The organism is Alistipes finegoldii DSM 17242, assembly GCF_000265365.1.
GTDB classification, from domain to species: Bacteria; Bacteroidota; Bacteroidia; order Bacteroidales; family Rikenellaceae; genus Alistipes; species Alistipes finegoldii.
The window spans coordinates 409,263-432,111 of record NC_018011.1; the positions used below are offsets into that span (position 1 = coordinate 409,263).

The 22,849-nt window shown below is 59.5% G+C and carries 15 protein-coding genes and 1 pseudogene; 10 read left to right on the plus strand and 6 right to left on the minus strand.

The genetic code is table 11. The annotated features are described in order from the left end of the window. The first annotated feature begins 218 nt into the window (after positions 1-218). Complete coding sequence (locus ALFI_RS01835) at positions 219-3,449, plus strand: glycosyltransferase family 117 protein (RefSeq protein WP_014774550.1); 3,231 nt, start codon at positions 219-221, stop codon at positions 3,447-3,449. On the opposite strand, the gene ALFI_RS01840 is transcribed toward ALFI_RS01835, so the two are convergent. Then, a complete protein-coding gene (locus ALFI_RS01840; protein ID WP_042493110.1) occupies positions 3,407-4,024 on the minus strand; it encodes a hypothetical protein in 618 nt (205 codons plus the stop codon). The two genes, ALFI_RS01835 and ALFI_RS01840, sit on opposite strands and share 43 nt — an antisense overlap. On the opposite strand from ALFI_RS01840, the gene ALFI_RS01845 reads away from it, so the two are divergent. From ALFI_RS01845 to ALFI_RS01855, 3 genes and pseudogenes are all read left to right on the plus strand, one after another. After that, positions 4,023-4,424 (plus strand): hypothetical protein, encoded by a 402-nt coding sequence (locus ALFI_RS01845; protein WP_014774551.1) that lies wholly within the window; start codon positions 4,023-4,025, stop codon positions 4,422-4,424. The two genes, ALFI_RS01840 and ALFI_RS01845, sit on opposite strands and share 2 nt — an antisense overlap. A gap of 12 nt (positions 4,425-4,436) precedes the next feature. Then, positions 4,437-6,215 (plus strand): annotated as a pseudogene (locus ALFI_RS17730) (hypothetical protein). A gap of 253 nt (positions 6,216-6,468) precedes the next feature. Then, the gene (locus tag ALFI_RS01855) at positions 6,469-8,298 is read left to right on the plus strand and encodes a hypothetical protein (protein ID WP_042493112.1); all 1,830 of its coding nucleotides are present in this window, start codon (positions 6,469-6,471) and stop codon (positions 8,296-8,298) included. Positions 8,299-8,664: 366 nt separating this feature from the next. Here the strand turns inward: ALFI_RS01855 and ALFI_RS01860 are convergent, their stop codons facing one another. Next, positions 8,665-10,341 carry an AMP-binding protein gene (locus ALFI_RS01860; protein WP_009598635.1) on the minus strand — a complete coding sequence of 559 codons (1,677 nt, stop codon included), beginning with the start codon at positions 10,339-10,341 and terminating at the stop codon, positions 8,665-8,667. A 99-nt stretch (positions 10,342-10,440) separates the two neighbouring features. On the opposite strand from ALFI_RS01860, the gene queG reads away from it, so the two are divergent. Next, positions 10,441-11,349, plus strand: coding sequence for a tRNA epoxyqueuosine(34) reductase QueG (gene queG / locus ALFI_RS01865; RefSeq protein ID WP_014774552.1), 909 nt, complete (start codon positions 10,441-10,443; stop codon positions 11,347-11,349). Positions 11,350-11,566: 217 nt separating this feature from the next. Here queG and ALFI_RS01870 read toward each other — a convergent pair whose 3' ends face one another. Then, complete coding sequence (locus ALFI_RS01870) at positions 11,567-12,526, minus strand: tetratricopeptide repeat protein (RefSeq protein WP_014774553.1); 960 nt, start codon at positions 12,524-12,526, stop codon at positions 11,567-11,569. Between the two features lie 93 nt (positions 12,527-12,619). Next, a complete protein-coding gene (locus ALFI_RS01875) occupies positions 12,620-13,069 on the minus strand; it encodes a nucleoside deaminase (protein ID WP_014774554.1) in 450 nt (149 codons plus the stop codon). 145 nt (positions 13,070-13,214) lie between these two features. On the opposite strand from ALFI_RS01875, the gene aspS reads away from it, so the two are divergent. Further along, a complete protein-coding gene (aspS, locus tag ALFI_RS01880) occupies positions 13,215-14,969 on the plus strand; it encodes an aspartate--tRNA ligase (RefSeq protein WP_014774555.1) in 1,755 nt (584 codons plus the stop codon). 187 nt (positions 14,970-15,156) lie between these two features. On the opposite strand, the gene ALFI_RS16810 is transcribed toward aspS, so the two are convergent. Further along, positions 15,157-15,672, minus strand: a complete 516-nt coding sequence (locus tag ALFI_RS16810) for a hypothetical protein (RefSeq protein WP_014774556.1) — start codon at positions 15,670-15,672, stop codon at positions 15,157-15,159. A gap of 378 nt (positions 15,673-16,050) precedes the next feature. Here ALFI_RS16810 and ALFI_RS01890 point away from each other — a divergent pair, with 378 nt between their 5' ends. Together ALFI_RS01890 and ALFI_RS01895 are read left to right on the plus strand one after the other, a co-directional pair. Continuing rightward, a complete protein-coding gene (locus tag ALFI_RS01890) occupies positions 16,051-17,325 on the plus strand; it encodes a replication-associated recombination protein A (RefSeq protein ID WP_014774557.1) in 1,275 nt (424 codons plus the stop codon). Further along, on the plus strand, positions 17,326-17,820 hold the full coding sequence (locus tag ALFI_RS01895) for a metallophosphoesterase family protein (protein WP_009598657.1): 495 nt from the start codon (positions 17,326-17,328) through the stop codon (positions 17,818-17,820). Between the two features lie 69 nt (positions 17,821-17,889). Here the strand turns inward: ALFI_RS01895 and ALFI_RS01900 are convergent, their stop codons facing one another. Beyond that, positions 17,890-18,606, minus strand: a complete 717-nt coding sequence (locus tag ALFI_RS01900) for a hypothetical protein (protein ID WP_014774558.1) — start codon at positions 18,604-18,606, stop codon at positions 17,890-17,892. A 357-nt stretch (positions 18,607-18,963) separates the two neighbouring features. On the opposite strand from ALFI_RS01900, the gene ALFI_RS01905 reads away from it, so the two are divergent. Together ALFI_RS01905 and ALFI_RS01910 are read left to right on the plus strand one after the other, a co-directional pair. After that, positions 18,964-20,193: a hypothetical protein gene (locus ALFI_RS01905; RefSeq protein WP_014774559.1), complete on the plus strand. Its 1,230-nt coding sequence runs from the start codon at positions 18,964-18,966 to the stop codon at positions 20,191-20,193. A 185-nt stretch (positions 20,194-20,378) separates the two neighbouring features. Beyond that, positions 20,379-22,832: an ATP-dependent Clp protease ATP-binding subunit gene (locus ALFI_RS01910; RefSeq protein WP_014774561.1), complete on the plus strand. Its 2,454-nt coding sequence runs from the start codon at positions 20,379-20,381 to the stop codon at positions 22,830-22,832. Positions 22,833-22,849 lie beyond the last annotated feature (17 nt).

Sequence of the window (22,849 nt, forward strand, 5' to 3'; positions counted from 1 at the left end):
CCGCACGGCGGCCCTGCCGCGACCGGGGAATGACGACCGGCGTCCGCCCGCGCAGCGCCTGCCGCCTCCGGCAGAGAGCCTGAAACAGAAGCCCCCGCGGCCCGGCCGCCGAAAAGCCCTAAAAATAAAAACTTTCCGCCTCGGCGGGTAATATTGATTGGATTTCGCCGTTAAATGATTACTTTTGCACGAAACAAAGCGAACATACCGAAAACAATATGACATTCTTCAAACGCTGGAACAACATCGTCGGCTGGGCGGTCTTCGCCATCGCCGCCGCGGTCTACCTGATGACGATGGAACCCGTTTCGAGCCTCTGGGACTGCTCGGAATTCATTGCAACTTCCTACAAACTCGAAGTCGGGCACCCTCCCGGTGCACCGCTGTTCATGATGCTGGCCCGGCTGGCGACCCTGTTCGCCTTTGGCAATCCCGACTACGTGGGAGTGGCCGTAAACGCCATGAACTCCATCGCCAGCGCATTCTGCATCCTGTTCCTGTTCTGGACCATCACCCATCTGGCACGGCGCCTGGTGACTCGCGGCGGCGGTGAGCTGACGCAGGCCAACACGCTGGCCGTCCTCGGCGCAGGCATCGTCGGCGCGCTGGCCTACACCTTCACCGACACGTTCTGGTTCTCGGCCATCGAGGGCGAGGTATACGCCCTCTCGTCGATGTTCACGGCGCTCGTGGTGTGGCTGATGCTCAAATGGGAAGAGGAGGCCGACGAACCCCATTCGTCACGCTGGATCGTGCTGATCGCCTACATGATGGGCCTTTCGATCGGCGTGCACATCCTCAACCTGCTGACCATTCCGGCGCTGGTATTCATCTACTATTTCCGTAAGACGGAGAAGGTGACCTTCAAAGGCATGGTCTACGCCACGCTGATCGCGGGCGCCATCCTGCTCTTCATCAACAACATCATCATCCCCTACACGGTCTATGTCGGGGCGATGGTCGATCTCTTTTTCGTCAATACGCTCGGCCTGCCCGTCAATTCGGGCATCGTGCTCTTCGCGCTGGCGCTGATTCTGGGCTGCGGCTGGGCCGCATGGTACACCCACCGCAAAGGCAAGGTCGTCTGGAACATCATCCTGCTCTCGACGACGATGGTGCTCGTCGGCTTCTCGTCGTACGCGTCGGTGACGATCCGCGCCGCGGCCAATCCGCCGATGAACAGCAACAACCCCAACAACCCGCACGCACTGCTGTCGATGCTCAACCGCGACCAGTACGGCGACCGTCCGCTGCTGCTGGGCGCCTATTACTCCGCGCCGCCCGAAGGCTACAAGGAAAAATCGTTCTACTACCTCGACGAGGACGGCAAATACAAACCCGCTTCGGTCATCACGGGTTACACCCACTCCCCCGAATTCGTACACTTCTTCCCCCGCATGTGGGACGCCCGCAAAGGCGAGAAGGAGTACAAGCAGTGGGGCGCCTACCGCACCCGGACCGACGTCATGCGCGACGACAAGGGTGAAATCCTCCGCGACGAACAGGGCCGTCCCATACGGGGCGAGGTAGTCGATTTCGGCCGTAAGAAACTCTACAACGACGGTTACGAGGACCGCACGATCGTCGAGCCGACGTTCGCCGAGAACCTCAACTTCTTCTTCAACTACCAGCTGTCGTACATGTATTGGCGTTACTTCCTGTGGAATTTCGTGGGACGCCAGAGCGACATACAGCCCACACGCACGCAGATCACCGACGGCAACTGGCTGTCGGGCATCAAATGGATCGACGAGAAATTCCTCGGCCCGCAGGACGACCTGCCCCGCGAAATCGCCGAAAACAAGGGCCGCAACACCTATTACTTCCTGCCCTTCCTGCTGGGACTGATCGGACTGATCTACCAGCTGAACCGCGACGAACGCAACTTCTCGATCGTCCTTTGGCTCTTCATCATGACGGGCATCGCGCTGGTGTTCTATTTCAACACCTCGCCGGGCGAACCGCGCGAACGCGACTACGTCTACGCGGGTTCGTTCTATGCGTTCTCGATCTGGATCGGCTTCGGCGTGCTGGCGGTCCGCGACCTCGTCGCATGGCTCACCAAGCGTAAAAACGTCACCGCGGCAGTTGCCGCGACGGCGGTCTGCATGGTCGTCCCGACGATCCTCGCGGCGCAGAACTGGGACGACCACGACCGTTCGCACCGCTACATGGCGCGCGACATCGGCTGGAACTACCTGATGTCCACGCTGCCCAACTCGATCATCCTCAATTACGGCGACAACGACACCTTCCCGCTGTGGAACAATCAGGAGGTTTACGGCGTACGTCCCGACGTGCGCATCATGAACACCTCCTATCTGGGCGGCGAATGGTACATCGACGAGATGAAGACCAAGGCCAACAAGGCGCCGGGCGTGCCCTTCTCGCTGCCGAAGAGCAAATACACCTTCGTAAACGACTGGGTGCCGGTTTACGACCGCGTCAACCGCAGCGTCGATATCAAGGAGGTGATGGACTTTATCCGCACCGACCATCCGGACTCCAAGATCAAGATGGCCGACGGTTCGATGGTGGACTACATCCCGACCAAGCGCATCGCGCTGCCGGTGAACAAGGAGAACGCCATCGCATCGGGCATCGTCGCCGAAAAGGACCGCGACAAGATGGTGGACACGGTTTACATCAACCTGCGCAAGAATTCGATCGACAAGAACCAGCTGATGATCCTCGACATGCTGGCCAACTTCGACTGGAAACGGCCTATCTACATGACGCAGGTCTACATCCTGCAGGATTTCGGACTGATGGATTACCTCCAGTTCGACGGCTACGCCTACCGTTTCGTGCCGATCCTCACCCCGATGCAGAATCCGTGGGAGATCGGGCGCGTGGACGCCGATTATGCGGCGCCGCTGCTGCGCGACACCTTCAGATACGGCAACCTCTCCGATCCGAGGGTATACGCCGACTACTTCATTCAGTATAACCTGAGCGCATCGCATGCACGCGACTCCTTCGCACGGGTCGCCAAGGAGCTGCTGCGGCAGGATCGGGCGCAGGAGGCGGTCGAGCTGCTCGACCTCGGACTCGAAAGGATGCCTACGTGGCAGATCCGTTTCACCGACACCAATACCTACCCCTTCCTCGAAGCCTATTACGCCGCATCGGCGATGGGCGTCGAAGAGGCCGCCGCCAAGGGCGACGCCCTGCTGCGCGAGTATGCCCAAACGCTGATCGAATACATCGAGTACTACCTACGCTTCGAGGGAACGCAGGGCGACATGGTATCGCCGATCCTCGACGAGAAACTCGACCAGCTGGGCGACATCTACTATCTGGCGACCTACGCCGGACGCAAGGAAGTCGTCGCGGAGCTGAACACCTACTACCGTTCGTTCGGAGTCTCGGAAGACAACCTCGTGGACGTCGGCGACAAGCCCCGTCAGGCCGACACGACGCTGATTCCCAAAGGCATGAACGAATAAAGACCCGCAATAGCGGAAACGCACACGCCCGGCAATGCAGTTGCCGGGCGTGTGCGTTTTTTCCGCAGGCCGTCCGAAAGCGGACTGACAGCGCGCCGAAGCTTCCGGGGCAGCAGCACCCGCATGACGTTGGTCGTCTGAGCCGGCCCCTTGACCATGAACGAGTAGCCGTTCCGCCCCACCCGCTCGGTCTCGACGCAGGCGGCGCACGCCAATACCTGCGGCCGGCCGGGATCGGCGACCTTGTCCAGATTGTAAAGCAGCGCCTGCGTACCGGGCAGCACCGCACGGCGCGTCAGTACCGGAAGCGCCGGATCGAACAGGTCGATGAATTTCCCTTCCAGCACGAAAGGCTCCGTATCCGCATTTTCATCGACGACAGCCACGATCTCGTAAGGTCCCCGTTCGAGGTAGAAATGGTTTTTGAATTCGAGCGTCCCGGCCTGCTTCCCTTTGCCGTAAAGCCCGCGCACGGCAGCAAGATACTCCGCATCGCCGCCTGCCGTGAGGACGAAATCCTTCGGATCGCGGCGGATCACCGTCGGAGTCCACTCCGAAGGCCGGCGCGAGATCATGGAAAACCCCGGCGACGAGGGCAATCTCGTGCAGGAAGCCGAGATTCTCAAAGCATTCTCGATCGTCGCGGGCGTCCGCTGCGAAGGCCGCAGGCTGACGCTCATGCCCCGCCTGCCGTGGTTGTGGGACACGATGGAGTGCGTGGACTGGCCTGTCACCGACGCCGACGGGCGGACGCACCGCATCCGCTTCACCGTCCGCCACGAACGCTGGCTGCGCCGCTGCACGGTCGAGCTGGAAGGCATCGGCAGGTTCGAAGGCACGGACATCCGTTTCGGCCCGTTCCCCCGTCTGCAGAACAACCCGAAGGGTTACGAAACCGAACTGATCGGAAACGCCTCGTGGATCTGGGTCCGCGGCATCAAAGGCGACAAACGCACGATCACCGTCGAACTCTAACCGCAACAGGCCATGAAACACCTTTTCATCGCGGCATGCTGCTGTCTGGCGTCCGCCGGATTCGCGGCCGAGCCGTTCGAAATCCGCGGCGTGCTGCCGTGGCACAACTTCCTCTGCGGCCCGACGGCTTGGAACAAAGCCGATTACGAGGTTTACCTCGACAACTGCGAAGCCGAAGGCATCAACTTCATCGGTTTTCACAACTACACGGGCGGCGGCGAACGCTACGCCACCTACGTCGAACCGATGGTGCGCATCTCCTACCGGGGCATCGTGCCGCAGGCCATGCTCGACAACTCGCTCAGCTGCCGCTGGGGCGCACTGCCGCTCCGGCTCAAGGAGTTTGCGTTCGGCTCGCAGCGGGCGCTCGACGTACCGCGCGGCGCCGAAGCCTTCGGCAGCGACTGCTCCCTGATTTCGAAAACACCCGACGAACACTACCGCAACACGCAGCGGCTGATGCGCGACGTACTGCGCATGGCCCACGACCGGGATATCGAAATGGCCATGGGCTTCGAATTCGGCGTCGTGCCGCCCGAATATTTCTCGCTCTACGCCGCAGGCAGCTGTTTCTTCTGGCTCGGCGCAGGCAACATGGTCCCCAATCCGTGCCATCCGACCTCGGTCGAACTGCACCGGGCGGCGCTCGACGACCTGCTGGAAAACTATCCCGACATCGACTATGTGTGGCTCTGACTCAACGAACATTCGTTTCTGGGCGTGGTCGTCGAACAGGCGCTGGGCGACCCCGCCTTCGCGGAGGTGTTCCGCCGGGAATCGGGCCATTTTGAAGAGGCGCAGAGCGACAGCGAACGTTTCGTGGGCGTGTGGTCGCTCGAATACATCCGCCGCACGCTCGACCATCTCCGGCAGAAAGGCTCCCGCGCCAAGCTGATCATCGGCGGCGGGGGCGGCGGGGGCCAACTGCCGGGCATCCTGCGCGGACTGGACCGGGCGCTGCCCGAAGAGGTTGTCTTCAGCTGTCTGAACCCCGATCTGGGACGCACCCGACAGCCCGAATTCCTCGCCGACATCGCCCGCCACCGCAAAGTCTGGGCCGTGCCGTGGCTCGAAGGCGACAACCAGATGTGGCACCAGCAACCGCGCGTGGGCAAGATGCGAGACCACGTACAGCTGGCCCGCGAACAGGGGCTTCAGGGCGTGGCGGCCATTCATTGGCGCACGGCGGAGACCCGCTATAACTTCCGCACGTTCGCCCGCTACGCCCGCACGTCGGACGACGCGACCGTCGAAACGCTCTACAAGGAGTATTTCGAAGAGGATTTCGGCGCGCAGGCCGCCGCCGCACTCGCGCCCCTGATGGCCGCCGTCGATACGGCCAACGCATGGGAGGGACCGCAGTCCCCGGAGTACTTCGCATTCCGCCCCGACTGGGGAGTGCTCGACGAAGCGAACGCCGCTTCGCGGCAGGGGATCATCGACGCCATCGACGCCGTGCAGGACAAAGAGCAGACGCCGCAGCAGCGCCGCAACCTGAAAAGTTTCCGGGCCATGCTCTCGTTCGAGTTGCTGCTGGACAAGGTCGTACGGGCGATGGCTCCGGGCTGGGAGCTGCGCGACAAAACCCTTGCGGAGAACCGTCCCGCATCGCGCGAAGCCTGCGCCGCGGCGCTCCGCGAGTTGGAATCCGCCCCCGTCGAAGAGCTGATCCGCACCTATGTTTCGCGCACCGGGTCACGCGGCGAAATGGGCATCCTGACCTCGATCAACCAGCGACTATGGAACAATTACCTGCTGCTGAAAAACTACCTGCAAGAAAACACGCATTAAAATAACCAACCGATCAACAATTATCCGCCATGACTAAAAAACTGCTACCACTACTGTTGCTGCTGGGCGGCCTGTACGGCGCGGAAAATTCCGCGCAGTCGCAGACCCGGTTCGACCGGCCGTTTGCGCCCCAAGAGGGTTTCGTTGCGACTCCCGAACGTCCCTGCCGGGACGAAATCTGCCTGAACGGCCGCTGGAAGTCCACGCCCCCGAACCGATCGTCGAACGCAACATCGCCGAGATCAACGAATGGGTGCGCATCACCCGTGAATGCGACCATACGCGCAACTGGATTTCGGGCGACGGCGAGACCCAGACCGACACCGACCTGCCGACCGTCATCGGCCACTACTGCAACACGCCGCTGATGCTCGAATGGAAGAGCAAGGGCAAACCGTGGGGCGTCGGCGAGATGGGTATGTGCTACGCCGGAACCCCGGCCCACGTCTCGGTAGTCAACGGCGACCGCGCCTTCGAATCGCAGGAAGGCCGCATGGAGGGACTCGCGGGCGAAGCGTTCGAAACGATCTCCATGCAGCGCGGTCTGGATGCCTGCTACGCCTCGATTTTCAACCTCGCGTGGTACGGCGTGCAGCCGCTCGAAATCGGACTCAACGACATCACCCGTCCCGTAGAAGCGGAGGACGGCATCTGGTTCGGCCCCTACCGGGAAGGAGTTCCGGGCGTCCAGCCCGAACGGCTCGGCCCCTACACCACCACATTCAACCCCGGTTACGATCCCCGGCTTCCGCTGTACCGCCCGTGGGCGTTGTTCGAGGGCGTGAAAGCCGCATTCAGCGACACCTATGCCGCCCAGCCCAACAAATGGGCCGTACGCAAACACACCGAGATCAGCGAACCGGTTCCGGCCGCCCGCGACGTCGTCTGGATCTCCGCCGATCCGGAGTCGAAGGCCGAAAGGCAGTTCGAAGAGCTGTCCGTAGCATTCCGGCCGCTTGACACACGCCGCAATCAGCTCATCCTGCTCGACGGCATCCGCCCGGCGGAAGATCCGGCCCTCGTCGAACGGCTCCGCGCCGCACTCGGCGCCGGAAGCACCCTGCTGGTATGGAACATCTCGCCCGCGGCGCTTCCGCTGGTCGAAAAGCTCGGCGGCCACGCCGTGACGCTCACTCCGCGCAATGCCGCCAGCTACATCATACGCGGCAAACACTCGCTGCTCAACGGTCAGGACCTTTCGACGCTCTATTTCAACGAACGGACCAAAGAGCCGGTTTCCAGCTTCGTAATGCCCTCCGGCGACGCCTACGCCACCCTGCTCGACCCCTGCAACACGGATTGGAGCAAATGGAACTATCAGGAAGAGAACATCAAAACCGGGCAGGTGCTCCGCAGCGAGCGGGAGAGCAAGCCGCTCGGCAGCGTACTGCTCCGCGGCGAGGCCGGCCGGGGCGAGCTGCTGCTCTCGGCGATCGACCCCTTCGTGCTGGGCAACAAGGGCAGTGCGCTGATCCATGAAATGCTGCACAATCTGGGCGCACGGTTCAACGGCCGCCCGCGCCATATCCCGGCGGCGCTCGACCGGAACGGCACGGTCGTACACGCCCTGCTGAGCGGCACCTATGCCGGCGGAAGCATGGACGAGGTCATGGCCCGCGACTACCTCGAAGGCACTCCGGCGGCCGACCTGCGGCCGGGAGCGGTAACCTCCGGAAGATATTGGGGCGCCGTGGACAGCAACGAAGAGGGATTCTGGAACTTCGAAACGATGAACCTCAAGGGCGAGCAGAAAGACTGCGCCGTTTACCTGAGTTTCTGGCTGTTCAGCCCCCGGTCGCTGGTCAACCTGCTGCTGGAGCCCAACATGCCCCGTCTCGATCTGGAATTCGCGGTGGACGACAAACTGGCCGTATACGTCAACAGCAACCTTCTCGACAACGCGATCAAACGGCAGGACAACCCCGCTCTGCCGCAGCGCATCGAAGGCATTCCGCTCGAAAAGGGCTGGAACCATGTTCTGCTCAAGGTAGGCCAGTTATGGGGAGGCTGGAACGGCCGCTTCCGCTTCACCGCCACCGATCCCGCCTACATGCGGCAGCTCGAATCGGTCATCATGCAGTAAAACCCCGGAAGCCATGCGAATCAAACTCCTGAACACGGCGCTCTGCCTGCTCTTCACGGCCGCCGGCTTTCAAAAGCCAGAGACCGGGCACCAAAGGTCTCAAAAACGCCGAACTGGACCTCTCGGCCCACTATAAGGAGATCGTGCAGACTCGAACCGAACGCGCCGTGCTTCCCGATGCGGAGAGCGTCCCGTTCCTGACCGTCGATGCCGCAGCAGCGACCGGCCGATAGCGAGACCGCAGCAGGCAGGCGAGGACCGCAGCGTGGAAACCGCAGCCCGACAAAAAAGGGTTGCAGAGAAAGCGAAAAAAAATACCGCACTCCGAAAAGTGCGGTATTTCTTATTCCACAATATCCGAAGCCCCTATTTGGTTTCGGGCCGTCCGGCAGGGTGCTCCCCCGGAGTTCCGGACTCCTTCTTCTTGCTGTAGAGGAAACGCTTGATTTTGTGCGTCGGGGTTTTGACGAAGTCGTCCTTCTCCTCGACGACCTCCGAGATACGCGAAAAACGGTTGACCTTGGCATTCACGAAATCCAGAATCTCTTTTTTAAGCTGTTCGGTCTTGGCCTCCAACGCCTCTTTCTTGGAGGTCCACTCCTCGCGCCAGTCGTCGATCATGCTTTCGATCTCGTCGCGGTTGAAGTGCACGAGGGCCACCAGACGGCCCTGCTGTTCGGTGACGATCGAATCGGCGATGTAGACATGCGAATTGAGGACGGTTTCGATGTCCTCCGGATAGATATTTTCGCCGCCCGGCCCCACGATCATGTTTTTCAGACGCCCCTTGATATAGAGCCATCCGTCCTTGTCGAATTCGCCGAGGTCGCCCGTCCGGAACCAGCCGTCGGCCGTAAATACCTCCTTCGTGGCTTCGGGATTCTTGAAATAGCCGAGCATGACGCTGGGCGAGTGCGCCACGATCTCGCCCTGACGGGTATCGGGATTGATATTCTCCAGCCGCAGTTCGACGCCCGGAGCCTGCGGACCGGTCGAACCGAGCCGCACCTGCGAGGGCGCGGCACCGGCCAGCAGCGGCGCAGTCTCGGTAAGTCCGTAACCGATGGCGTAAGGCACCTTGGCCTCCAGCAGGAATTTTTCGGCGTCTCCGTCGAGCTTCGCGCCGCCGATTCCGAGGAAACGCAGGCGGCCGCCGAAGAGCTTGAGCAGTTTCTTGCCCGCGACGCGGTGCAGGTAACGGCGCATGAAGCCGATCTTATAGAGCGTGCGCCAGAATCCGGTGGACTTGAATTTGGCGAGCACCTGCAAGCGGTAGATTTTTTCGATGATCAGCGGCACGATCAGCATCACCGAGGGACGCACCGCGCGCAACGCCGGCATCAGGGCCGAGGCCGTGGGCGGACGGTCCAGATATACGACCTGCGCGCCCATCGAGAAGGGATAGATCATGCCGATCGAACATTCGTACGTATGGGAGAGCGGCAGCACCGAAAGGAATACGTCGTCGGGCTGCACGGGGAAGATGCTCGACGAAATGCCCACCTGCGCGCAGAGCGCCGAATGGGTCAGCATCACGCCCTTGGGCTTGGAGGTAGTTCCCGAAGTATAGATGATGACCGCCAGATCATCGGGTTTGGGCACCGCCGTCGAACCTTGGGCATGGACCTGCTGGGCGATGACTCCGAGGTTCTTGGTGCGGACCACGACGTTGAGCCGTCCGATGGTCTCTTTCGAAAGTTTGGTGAAAAGTTTGTCGGAGACGAGCAGCGCACGGGCCTCCGAATGCTCGATGATCATGTCCAGCTCTTCGCCCGAAAAGTCCGGAAGAATCGGCACGGCGATCATGCCGGCCGAAGTGACGGCAAAGTAGCAGACGCCCCAGTTGGGCATGTTGCTGCTCAGCAGGGCCACCTTGTCGCCGGCCTGCAGGCCGGCTCCCGTAAGGATTTCCTGCACCTTGGCAATACGACGGTCCACCTCGGCGTAAGTCACGTCGTCGCCTTCGAACATCGAAAATGCGACTTTCGACGCGAACTTTTCCACGCTGTTGCGAGCCAGTTCGTAAAGTGTATTGATGGTCATAATTTTTCGTTTTCAACTACGTCCGAATAACGTGAAAGTTTGGGGCGAAATTACTAATTTCCGGTTAAAAAACACTATTTTTGGGACAAATTTATCACTATGCTCGACTATCAGCACATCAAAAAACTTGCCGCCGACGCAGGATTCGATCTCTGCGGCCTTGCGCCCTGCGGCCACATGGCTCAGAACGAGGCGTGGCTCCGGGCGTGGCTGGGCAAGGGGTATCAGTCGTCGCTGACCTACATGGAACGCAATGTCGAGAAACGCGCCGATCCGCGCAAACTCGTCGAAGGGGCGCGTACGGCGGTGGTCTGCGCCGTAAGTTACAAAAACCGCATCGGCGAAGGGTATCCCCCCGGACACCGCACCAAAATCGCCTCCTATGCCTGCACGGCGGACTACCACACGACGATAAAGGGAATGCTGAACGGCATGCTGGAACATCTCAAAGCCGCCGATCCCGGACTCGGCGGCCGGGCGTTCGTCGACACGGCCCCGCTGCTCGAGAAACAGCTCGCCGTAGAGGCCGGACTGGGCTGGATAGGCCGCCAGTCGCTGCTCGTCACGCCCCGCCACGGCACCTATGTCCTGCTGGGCGAGCTGCTCCTGACCGACGAAGCCGACGCCTACGACGCCCCGTTCGAGGGTTCCCGCTGCGGCCGCTGCCGCAACTGCATCGAGAGCTGTCCCACGGGCGCCATCGTCGCCCCGAAGGTGATCGACACGGGCCGCTGCATCTCGTGCCACACCATCGAACGGGAGCCGTCCGGAGGAATCGACCTCGACGGCTGGATTTTCGGCTGCGACCGCTGCCAGAGCTGCTGTCCCCACAACCAGAAGGCGCCGATGCACGCCAATCGGGCGTTCGATCCCGTCTTCGACCCGCTGACGATGGATGCCGCAGCATGGATGGCGTTGGACGAAACGGAGTTCGAAGCCCGCATGGGCGCAACGCCCCTGACCCGCAGCGGTCTGGCGCGCATCCGCGGCAATATCAAAACAGAATAAGCGCTTTCGCCCCGACCGCATAAGAGCCCTCCGGCGGTGCAAGAATTTACTCCGCCAGCGCGATGATTCGCCCCGGCAATCCGCCCCCTCCCCCGACTGCGCAAGAAGCTCCCGGCAGTCCGAGAAATCGCCCTGACTGCACAATAAGCCCCCTCGGCGAGACGAAAAAAGCGGATCCCCGATGGGGACCCGCTTCGTATCGCATGGATGAATATTCCTATTTCGAAAGCTCCGCGAGGGCTGCCTTGGCATTCTCGGCGGCGGGACCGTCGGTCACCTGCTTGAATGCGGCGATAGCCTGCGGCTTCATCTCCTTGGCGTTGTAGGCGGCGCCCAGCAGGTAGTACATCAGGCTCTTGTCGGCAGCGTCGGTCTGCGCGTCGGCAGCGGCCTGTCCCAGCTCGATCACCTTCGCATAGTCCTTCTTGTTGGCATAAGCCTGCAGACGAACGTTCTGGGCGAGTGCGCTTTCGGGATTCTTGGCCAGCAGGTCGTCGGCCATCTTGATAATGCCGTCGAAATCGTTGGCAGCCTGCATCTTGGCAACCATATTATTGGTATAGAGCGCCATGCCCTCCTTGGCCTTGGCTACATCCTCGGCGTATTTGGGATGGGTCTTGGCGGCGATGGCCTCGTAAACCTCCATACCCTTCTCATACTGTGCCATGTCGCCGCTGCTCATCGCCATTTCGCAGTAGCTCATCGCCAGATTGAGCGCCATGCCCGTATTGTCGGGGTCGGCGGCGTAACCCTTGGCGAAAATCTCCGAAGCGGTCGCGTAATCCTTGTTGTTGAAAGCGTCGCCGCCCTGTATCTGGTAAATCTTGGCAACCCAGCCGTTCGATTTGGCCATCTGGTTCATATCGCCGTAAAGCTCCGACAGCTCGGCCGACTTGGTGAAATTCTTCAGCGCCTCCTCGTAATTCTTGGTTTTCAGTGCACTGCCGCCCAGCATGAAGTAGCATTTGGGAAGCGTGGTCTTGGCGATGGCCACCAGCGAAGCGGCGGTCTCGTCGTCCATGCCCTTGTCGATTACCTCTTCGAATTTTGCGGCGGCTCCCGCGAAGTCCTTGTTTCCGAAAGCTGCTGCAGCTTCGTTATACACCGCCGTAAGATCCTGCGCCGAAAGCGACACCGTTGCCAGCAGCGCGATTACCGATACCAATAATTTTTTCATTGCCTATTCCGTTTTTTAAAGTTTTTCAGTTCGTGCACCCGTTTTCGGATACGTTGATCGCAAAAGTATATTTTTTTTCTTTTTTTTCAAAATCTAATTGCGCAAACCTGCGAAAAAAGAGGTCATCAACTCCTCGCATTCTTCGCCGAGCACGCCCCGCACCACCGTCGTTTTAGGATGGAACACCGTCTCCGAATAGCGTCTGTAACCCTTCTTCGGGTCGTCGGCGCCCCACACCACGCGGCCCACCTGCGCCCAGCCTGTGGCTCCGGCGCACATGATGCACGGTTCGACGGTGACGTACAGCGTGCAGCCCTGCAGGTATTTGCCGCCGAGGGTGGATGCGGCGGCGGTCAGCGCCTGCATCTCGGCATGGGCCGTAGGATCGGAGAGCGTCTCGACCAGATTATGGCCGCGTCCCACGACCGCGCCGTCGGCCACGACCACCGCGCCGATGGGCACTTCCTGCAACTGTAACGCTTTGCGCGCCTCGTTTAGTGCGAGACGCATGAATTTTTCATCGTTTTTTTTCTGATCTTCCACGGGCGGGATTTTTTGCAAAAGTAAGCAAAAAACTCTTTGCGACTGCTCCGCAGCACAAATAATATCTTCCGGGATTCCTTATTTCGCATCTTTTGTTTAACTTTGCGGGTTGCAAGGACAAATTGAACAAAAAACCATATTTCCTATGTACAGAACCCATACGTGCGGCTGTCTGAGAGCCGACGACGTAAACCGAACCGTCACCTTAGCCGGGTGGGTGCAGAAAGTCCGCAACCTCGGCGCCATGACCTTCATCGACCTCAGGGACCGTTACGGAATCACGCAGATCGTGGTCGAGGAACACTCGCCCGCCGAAGCCCGCGAGACGGCCTGCAGGCTGGGCCGCGAATGGGTCGTCCAGGTGACCGGCAGGGTGATCGAGCGTTCGTCGAAGAACCCCAAAATGGCCACGGGCGACATCGAGGTGGCAGCCGAGAAGGTGGTCGTGCTCCATGAGGCTGAAGTTCCTCCCTTCACCATCGAGGAGACGTCGGACGGCGGCGACGACCTGCGCATGAAATACCGCTATCTCGACCTGCGGCGTCCGCCCCTGCAGCGCAACATGATCCTGCGGCACAAGATGGCGCAGGAGATCCGCCGCTTCCTCGATTCGGAGGGCTTCCTCGAAATCGAAACCCCCTATCTGGTCAACTCGACGCCCGAAGGCGCCCGCGACTTCGTGGTTCCCAGCCGCATGAGTCCCAACCAGTTCTATGCCCTGCCCCAGTCGCCGCAGACCCTCAAGCAGCTGCTGATGGTGGCCGGATACGACAAATATTTCCAGATCGTGCGCTGCTTCCGCGACGAGGACCTGCGCGCCGACCGTCAGCCCGAATTCACACAGATCGACTGCGAAATGTCGTTCGTCGAGCAGGAGGACGTGCTGGAGATCTTCGAACGCTGGGCCAAGCACATGTTCAAGGAGGTGATGGACATCGAACTGACCGAACCGCTGCGCCGCATGCCGTGGATCGAGGCGATGGAGAAATACGGTTCGGACAAACCCGACCTGCGCTTCGGCATGGAGTTCGCCGACATCACCGATCTGGCGAAAGGCCACGGTTTTTCGGTTTTCGACGATGCAGAATACGTCACCGGATTCGCCGCAACGGGCTGCGCCGTCTACACGCGCAAGCAGATCGACGCCCTGACGGAGTTCGTCAAGCGCCAGCAGATCGGCGCCAAGGGGCTGATCTGGATCCGCGTCGAGGAGTCCGGCGTGAAATCTTCGATCGACAAGTTCTACACGCCCGACGAGGTCCGCGCGATGGCCGACCGCTGCGGCGCCAAGGCCGGAGACATGGTCTTCATCCTCTGCGGCAAGAAGTTCAAGACGCTGACGCAGCTCTGCGCCCTGCGTCTGGAAGTGGCCCAGCAGCTGGGACTGCGCGACCCGAAAAAGTTCGCGCCGCTCTGGATCGTGGACTTCCCGCTCTTCGAGTGGGACGACGAGACGCAGCGCTATTACGCCATGCACCATCCCTTCACCTCGCCCAAGCTGGAGGACGTACAGTATATAGACAGCGACCCCGGCCGCGTACGCGCCAACGCCTACGACTTCGTCTGCAACGGCACCGAGATCGGCGGCGGTTCGATCCGTATCCACGACTCGAAACTGCAGGCCAAAATGTTCGAGGTGCTGGGCTTCACGGCCGAAGAGGCTCAGGTGCGCTTCGGCTTCCTGATGGACGCCTTCAAGTTCGGCGCGCCCCCTCACGGCGGTCTCGCCTTCGGCTTCGACCGGTTGTGTTCGCTGTTCGGCGGCTCGGATTCGATCCGCGACTACATCGCCTTCCCGAAGAACAACGCCGGCCGCGACGTGATGCTTGACGCACCGGGCTGCATCGACCAGTCGCAGCTCGACGAACTGTATCTGGAGCTGCGGAAGCCGGAGGAGTAAAGCAAAATTACGTTTTTCATTTCTTCTGAACAACGAGAAGCGCCGATAATGTAATTTATCGGCGCTTCTCGTTGTTACAAACCTATCAATCTGAGAGACTATGTTCTAATCTATCATAGCCAAAATAAGCATCTATAATATTTTTTCATTACACGATACATTAAACAGCCCACATATCTTATCAATATTAATAAATTCGCTGAATCCCATTTCCCCCAGATTCAAAACTCCAATAACAATGCCAAACCCGGCCATCTATTTTATCCAAAAGCAAAAAACTATAAATATTAGTGGTCGGATAGATTTCAAACCGATCATTCACCCAATCATCTTCATCACCAACAAGAGACTTATAGTTTACATAAGTTTCATATCTTTTATTATTATCATAGCTCCATTGGATTCTATAGATATACCCCATTTTAGTATCCAATTTCAAAAAATTATACATATTTGAAGTCGGATAAATTTTATATCGATTAGTCGATTTTGCAAGGACTTCTCCGTGAACTTTTATCGATTTTTCAGCATCTATAGTAGATGTTGAATTTATAATTGATGTAGCAATAGAATCCAACTCTGTTGTCTGCAAAGGCATTCGCGACTCATTAGAATCAACCTTAATCGAATCACGCTGAATTTCTTGCGCAAATAAACAACCATTCCAAAATAGGAATACAAATAAAAATAAAAAAGATTTCATAACTGGGTCCAATTTTTCTGTCCGCACCCCGGCAGTATAAACAAAAAAGAAAGCGTGGTGCCGAAGCCCATTTCAGAATCGCAGGTCGTAGGATACCTTTGCAGCCAAAATAAGCAACAACCCCCACGCCTATACCCGCAGAATACGGATACGACGCGGCAAGATGTTTGCCTATTCCGCGCTGCAATGAATTTCCTACGTTCACGATTCGGGAACAGACTTACACTTTCCGTGTTTGTCAGTATGTTCGACAAATATAGGATTATTTTTTGAAAAAGCACTATCTTTGTCCGACGAAAAGCGTCATTGCAGGGTTTCGGCAGATCGCCACGTCGCCTGCGGCTCCCCGCAATGACAAACAAAACTAAAACCGCCGCCATGTCAGCACCCTTAGCCGAACGCCTGCGCCCGAAGACCATCGACGATTACATCGGTCAGGAACATCTCGTGGGCAAAAACGGGGTGTTCCGCAAATTCTTCGAGACGGGCAACGTGCCGTCGTTCATCCTGTGGGGGCCTCCGGGCGTGGGCAAGACCACGCTGGCGAAGATCGTCGCCACGCAACTCGAACGCCCCTTCTTCACCCTTTCGGCCGTCACGTCGGGCGTGAAGGACGTGCGCGAGGTGATCGAGTCGGCCAAGAAACAGCGTTTCTTCGACGCCAAGCCGCCGCTGCTGTTCATCGACGAAATCCACCGCTTCAACAAATCGCAGCAGGATTCGCTGCTGGGCGCCGTCGAGCAGGGCACCGTGACGCTGATCGGCGCCACGACCGAAAACCCCTCGTTCGAAGTGATCTCGCCGCTGCTGAGCCGCTGTCAGGTCTACATTCTCCGCCCGATGGAGGACAAGGACCTGCAGACGCTGCTGGACCGTGCGCTCACGACCGACGCGGAACTCAAGGCCCGCGAAGTCGAAGTTCGGCAGACCGGCGCGCTCTTCAAATTCTCAGGCGGCGACGCCCGCAAACTGCTCAATATCCTCGACATCCTCGCCGGGGCGACCGACGGCAAGCTGACCATCACCGACCAGTACGTCACCGACTGTCTCCAGCAGAATATCGCGCTGTACGACAAAAACGGCGAACAGCATTACGACGTCATCTCGGCCTTCATCAAGTCGGTGCGGGGCAGCGACCCCAACGCCGCGATCTACTACCTCGCGCGCATGCTGGCCGGAGGCGAAGAGCCGCGTTTTCTGGCCCGGCGGCTGGTGATTCTCGCTTCGGAGGACATCGGGCTTGCGAACCCCAACGCCCTGCTGCTGGCCAACGCCTGCTTCGACACGGTACACAAGATCGGCATGCCCGAAGCGCGCATCACGCTGGCCGAGACGACGATCTACCTCGCCACCAGCCCCAAGAGCAACTCAGCCTACATGGCGATCAACAAGGCCATGTCGCTGGTCGAACACGACACCACCAACCGCCCCGTGCCGCTGCACCTGCGCAACGCCCCGACCAAGTTGATGGACAAGGCGGGCTACGGCAAAGGCTACAAATACGCCCACGATTTCGCAGGCAACTTCGCCGAGCAGGAGTTCCTGCCCGACACGCTGGCGGGCACCAAATTCTACGAGCCCAACACCGGCAACGCGACCGAAGCGAAAATCGCCGAACGCATGCGCGAACTCTGGCGCGACAAATACAAGTAAATGAAAAAGATCGGCATCATATCCGACACGCACGGCACCTTCGACGGCACGCTGCGGGAATTCCTCAAGGACGTCGATGAAATCTGGCACGCGGGCGACATCGGGTCGCTCGAACTGGCCGACGCCATCGCCGCGTTCAAGCCCCTGCGGGCCGTATCGGGCAACATCGACGGCGGCCTTACGCGCCGCGTATACCCCGATTTCCTCTCGTTCGAATGCGAAGGGGTCCGGGTCCTGATGACCCACATCGGCGGCTACCCGCGCCGCTACGACCCGCGCGCCGTGGCGAAGATCCAGTCCCTGCGCCCGAAACTCTTCATCGCCGGACACTCGCACATCCTCAAAGTCGCCTACGACCCGGTTTACGACCTGCTGCACGTCAATCCCGGCGCCGCCGGAGAGTACGGGTTCCACAAAGTCCGCACCGCCGTGCGGCTGGTCATCGACGGCGCCGACATGCGCGACATGGAGGTCGGCGAATGGCCGCGGAGATAGCAGAAACGGGAATAAAATATGCGGCGTGATGACGCCGCATATTTTGTTACTACTTGACAAGTCCGCCGCCTAACGGCCCCATCCGAAACGCAATCCGACAGAGAACCCGCCGAAAAAGCCCTCGTTAGCGAGCAAGGGTTCAGAATCATATCCGAAATTCCAAGAGGCAAAATCACCGATATACCGCGCAGCAACCTCCAGATAAAGGTTGCGGGACACCCGGAAATCGAGTCCCAAGGCGAGACTGACGACCGGAGCCGCCAAGCCTTCGCGGCTCTCCCCGGCATCCGTCAGAATCGAAGCCGTATAGACATTCACGCCCAAACCTCCGCGCACGAAATAGAACGATCCCATACGCTGAATGTAAAAACGGCGCTCGTAATGCGGAATCACCGCGAAAATATCGACTGAGGTGCCCGGATCAGCTCTTCTTTCGGAAGCGGAAGCACTCTCCAGACTGCGATAGGCCAGCTCGGCATGAATGCCGTTCCTGCCGTCGAAATAATAGGCATACGAAACAGTCGCCCCGTGCGTATGCACATATGTATTCGAAAGGAAATCGTACGTCGCACCCAGCATGTGCGGCAAGGCGGGCGCTTTCAGTCCGAAACGGCGCTCGGCCGGTTTCAGTTTGTCGTTCGGCGTACGCACCACCCGCGCGTCGCCGATTTCAAGATAATCGACTTGGGTCACGGGAATAAAATGCGACGTTTCGGGGTCGTCCGCAGGAAAAAAGAAAACGTTGCCGGCCCGGTTGCTCGAATCGGAAACCTTACATTCGATCACACGGCCGTCTTTGGTGTGAATCCGGTCCTAAGCCATACACGCACAGCCCGCAGACAAAAACAAGAACGCAAAAAAGAACTTTATCATTTTCAAGAGGGATTGATGGGATATACAAATATATTATAATTATCGGATACTTTGCCGCTTTTAACGTCCGAAAAGCATATTCCGGCAAAAATTTATTATATTTGGGCCACATCCTGCGCAAACAGGCATGGAGGACGGCCGGGTTATTCCGTACAATTCATCTTGCTACCGCAGGGGAATTACAGATGTCGCCCGGCATACCCGCGTCCCCGGAACACCCGATTCGATCCCGAAGGGTAGGGGATCATCATTTATTTAACCAATATCGGTATGATAAGAAAATCCTATTTCAAATTCGCAGCTCTCCTGAGCATGTGTATCACTGCCGCCTGCAGCGACGACGACCCCGGAAAAGGAGGGGGGGGGAAATCTGAGGTAAAGGTCCCCGAAAATGCGGTCGATCTCTCCGCCGCCGGAACCGCAAACTGCTACATCGTAAAACCGGGCGGCACGGTCGTGTTCGACGCGCAGTACAAAGGCAACTCCACGACCGAAAGCATCGGCGATCCCGTCACTGCCGAACTCGTCTGGCAAGACGCCAAAAATCTGATTCAGGACATCTATTACGTCTCCAAGGAGAAAAAAATCGTCGCCGTGACCGCTCCGGGCACAAGCGGCAACGCCGTCGTCGCGGCCTGCGGCGCCGACGGAGAGATACTCTGGAGCTGGCACCTGTGGATCGCCGACTACGATCCCGCCGCATCGCTCTACACCACCCCGGCCAACGCTTCGGGCACGACATGGACCTTCATGGACCGCAACGTCGGCGCCACGACCAACGCCCCCGACAGCTTCGACTGCCACGGCATGATCTACCAGTGGGGACGCAAAGACCCCTTCACCTCGGCCGGAACGTTCACCATAATCAACGAGGATTACAGCTATCAGGTGGACGGCGAACGCCCCATTTACAACATCCTCAACGAAGAACTTCCCAAAATGCGCACCCGCGCCGAATACCACGGAACGATCGCAAAGTCGCTCCGCAATCCGGCGGTATTCTATGCCATGACTTACAATTTCACCGGAGAAACGGATGAATACGGACAGGAAATCGTGCTGAACGACTACCGGACCAAAGACTGGACCGACGTTTCGAACGACGATTACTGGGGCGGCGTATCGGGCAAGAAAACCATCTACGACCCCTGCCCCGTCGGCTACAAAGTGCCGACCTGCGACAAGGACGGAAATACGCCCTACGCGTGGCTGGTTTACGCCGACATGACGTGGGACGACACCAACCACGGCGCCACGCAAAACGGCCAGTGGTTCCCCGCCGCCGGCACGCGCGTCTACGCATCGGGCGGACTCGACCATCAGGAGCTGAATCCCTACGGCGGCATGTGGATCGGCACCGCGGGAAAAGCCAGCGCCAACATCGAGGAATACCCCGAACTCTACGGCCAGTACATGTTCATCGTCAACGGCAAACGGACCTTTAAAGTGAGCAAGGACGCCCGTTCGCAAGGCATGTCGATGCGCTGCGTAAAAGAGTAAAAACCCTTTCAGAACACGATACGGACCGTTTCAGGCAGGAACGGTCCGTGTTTTTTCAGGGGCAAGACGTTCAGAGACAGCCGAATATGGAAGGCCAAATAACTTAACATAATATTTACCACATGTACGTCGTTAGTTAGTCGAAGAATCAGAAGTTGAAATTATTAATTTTATGACGACGCAACATGCAAATCAAGATCTCGAAGACGCTCGAGGCTATTATAGCCCGGGCGGCATTTAATACGACCAAGGCCGGTCTCGACCACTCGCTCAAAGACTTTCTCACGCTGGAACTGCTCCGCGAGGAGGGATCGCTCGCCTACCAGCTTTTATCCTCCCGTCTCAAGGACTGGGAACTCTACCAGATACGCCTGCGCATCGAACGCGAAATGCTCGCCGGGCAGCAGAGCACGACCCAATCCCCCGAAGAGTTCTACCGTGCCTTCACCGAAGAGCTGCGGGCCTGTTCGGGCGCCGCACGGAGCGTTTCGACGGCCCACGCGCTGCGGGCCATCGTCGGCGACCGCACGACGGCAACTTCGCGCATACTGGAAATGTACGGCGTAACGGGTACGGTGGTGGACGAAGACCTCAAGAAGTTCGCCGTGGGCGACGACTTCCGCACCGAAATTCAGGTGCACATGCTCGACTTCAACGAAGAGAACAAACCCGAAGAGAAAACCTCGTCACACCTGCTCGACAAATTCGGCGTGAACCTCACGCGCATGGCCCGCGAGGGCAAAATCGACCCCGTCGTGGGGCGCGAGCAGGAGATCGAGCGCGTAGTCCAGATACTCTCGCGCCGCAAGAAGAACAATCCGATCCTGATCGGCGAAGCGGGCGTGGGCAAGAGCGCCATCGTCGAGGGACTGGCCCTGCGCATCGCAAGCGGCGAAGTGCCCTACACCATCGCCGACAAAACGCTCTTCTCGCTCGACGTCTCGTCGCTGGTGGCCGGCACGAAATTCCGCGGCGAATTCGAGGAGCGCATGCAGCAGCTGCTCGACGAACTGCGCAAGGCGAAGGATACGATCATCTTCATCGACGAGATACACACCATCGTGGGCGCAGGTTCGACGCAGGGCAGTCTCGACACGGCCAACATCCTCAAGCCGGCGCTGGCGCGCGGCGAGCTGCAGACCATCGGCGCCACCACGCTCGACGAGTACCGCGAGAACATCGAGAGCGATTCGGCCCTCGAACGCCGCTTCCAGAAGGTCGTGGTGGAGCCTACCACGCCCGACCAGACGCTCCAGATCCTGCGCAACATCGCGCCCCACTACGAACGCCATCACAAGGTGCGTTATACGGAAGAGGCCCTGCAGGCGTGCGTGACCCTCACGGGCCGCTATATCACCGACCGCTTCTTCCCCGACAAGGCCATCGACGTCATGGACGAAGCTGGCTCGCGCATACACCTGCAGTCGGCGCGCGAACCGGCCGAGCTGCGCGAAATGGAGACGGCGCTCACCGACGCGCAGCGCGAACGCCGCGAAGCGGTCGAAGCGCTGGTCTACGAAAAAGCCGCCTCGGCGCGGATGCGCGAAATCGCGCTCCGCTCCAAACTGGGCGAAACCCGTGCCGAATGGCAGCGGTCGCTGGAGACCAACCCCGTAGAGGTCACTGCGGAACACATCCAGCAGGTCATCACCTCGATCACGGGTATTCCCGCCGAACGGATATCGGGCGGCGAGATGACGCGCCTGCAGATGCTCTACGACCACCTCGCACGCCGCGTCGTGGGACAGCAGGAGGCCGTGGAGAGGATCGCCCGCACAATCCGCCGCTCGCGCGCCGGACTCAAGGACGAAAACCGCCCGATCGGCGTCTTCCTCTTCGTGGGTCCTACGGGCGTGGGCAAGACCCTGCTGGCCAAGGAGGTCTCGAAGTGGCTGTTCGACGAGCACCGGGGCCTGATCCGCATCGACATGAGCGAATACGGCGAGAAGCACAATGTCGCGCGTCTGATCGGATCGCCTCCGGGATACGTCGGTTACGGCGAGGGCGGCCAGCTCACCGAAGCGGTCCGCCGCCAGCCCTACTCCGTGGTGCTGTTCGACGAGATCGAGAAGGCGCACCCCGAAGTCTTCAACTCCATGCTGCAGATCTTCGACGAGGGACACCTCACCGACGGTTCGGGCCGCAGGGTGGACTTCCGCAACACGATCATCATCATGACCTCGAACGTCGGGTCGCGCAACGTGGTCCAGAAATCGGTGCAGGTGGGTTACAGCACCGTCTCGAAGAGCGCCACGGCGGTCGCCGCCCCGCAGTGCGAGTACCGCAAAGCCCTCGAACAGACCTTTGCGCCGGAGTTCCTCAACCGCATCGACGACATCGTGCTGTTCCGCACGCTGGAGCTCTCCGACGTGGAGCGGATCATCGAGCTGGAGCTGCAGGGACTCTTCGAGCACACGCGCCGGCTGGGCTACAAGGTGAAGATCACCGACGGAGCCAAACGCCGTCTGGCAGCCATGGGCTACGAATCGCGCTATGGCGTACGTTCGCTCAAGCGCACACTGATGGACAACGTCGAGGAACCGCTCTCGACCCTGATTATCGACGGCAAGTTGCACGAAGGCGACACGGTCGTCGTCGAATCGGGCAAGCCGCACGGCGTCCGGATACGCGTGGCATGACAGACGGTCGATTTCCC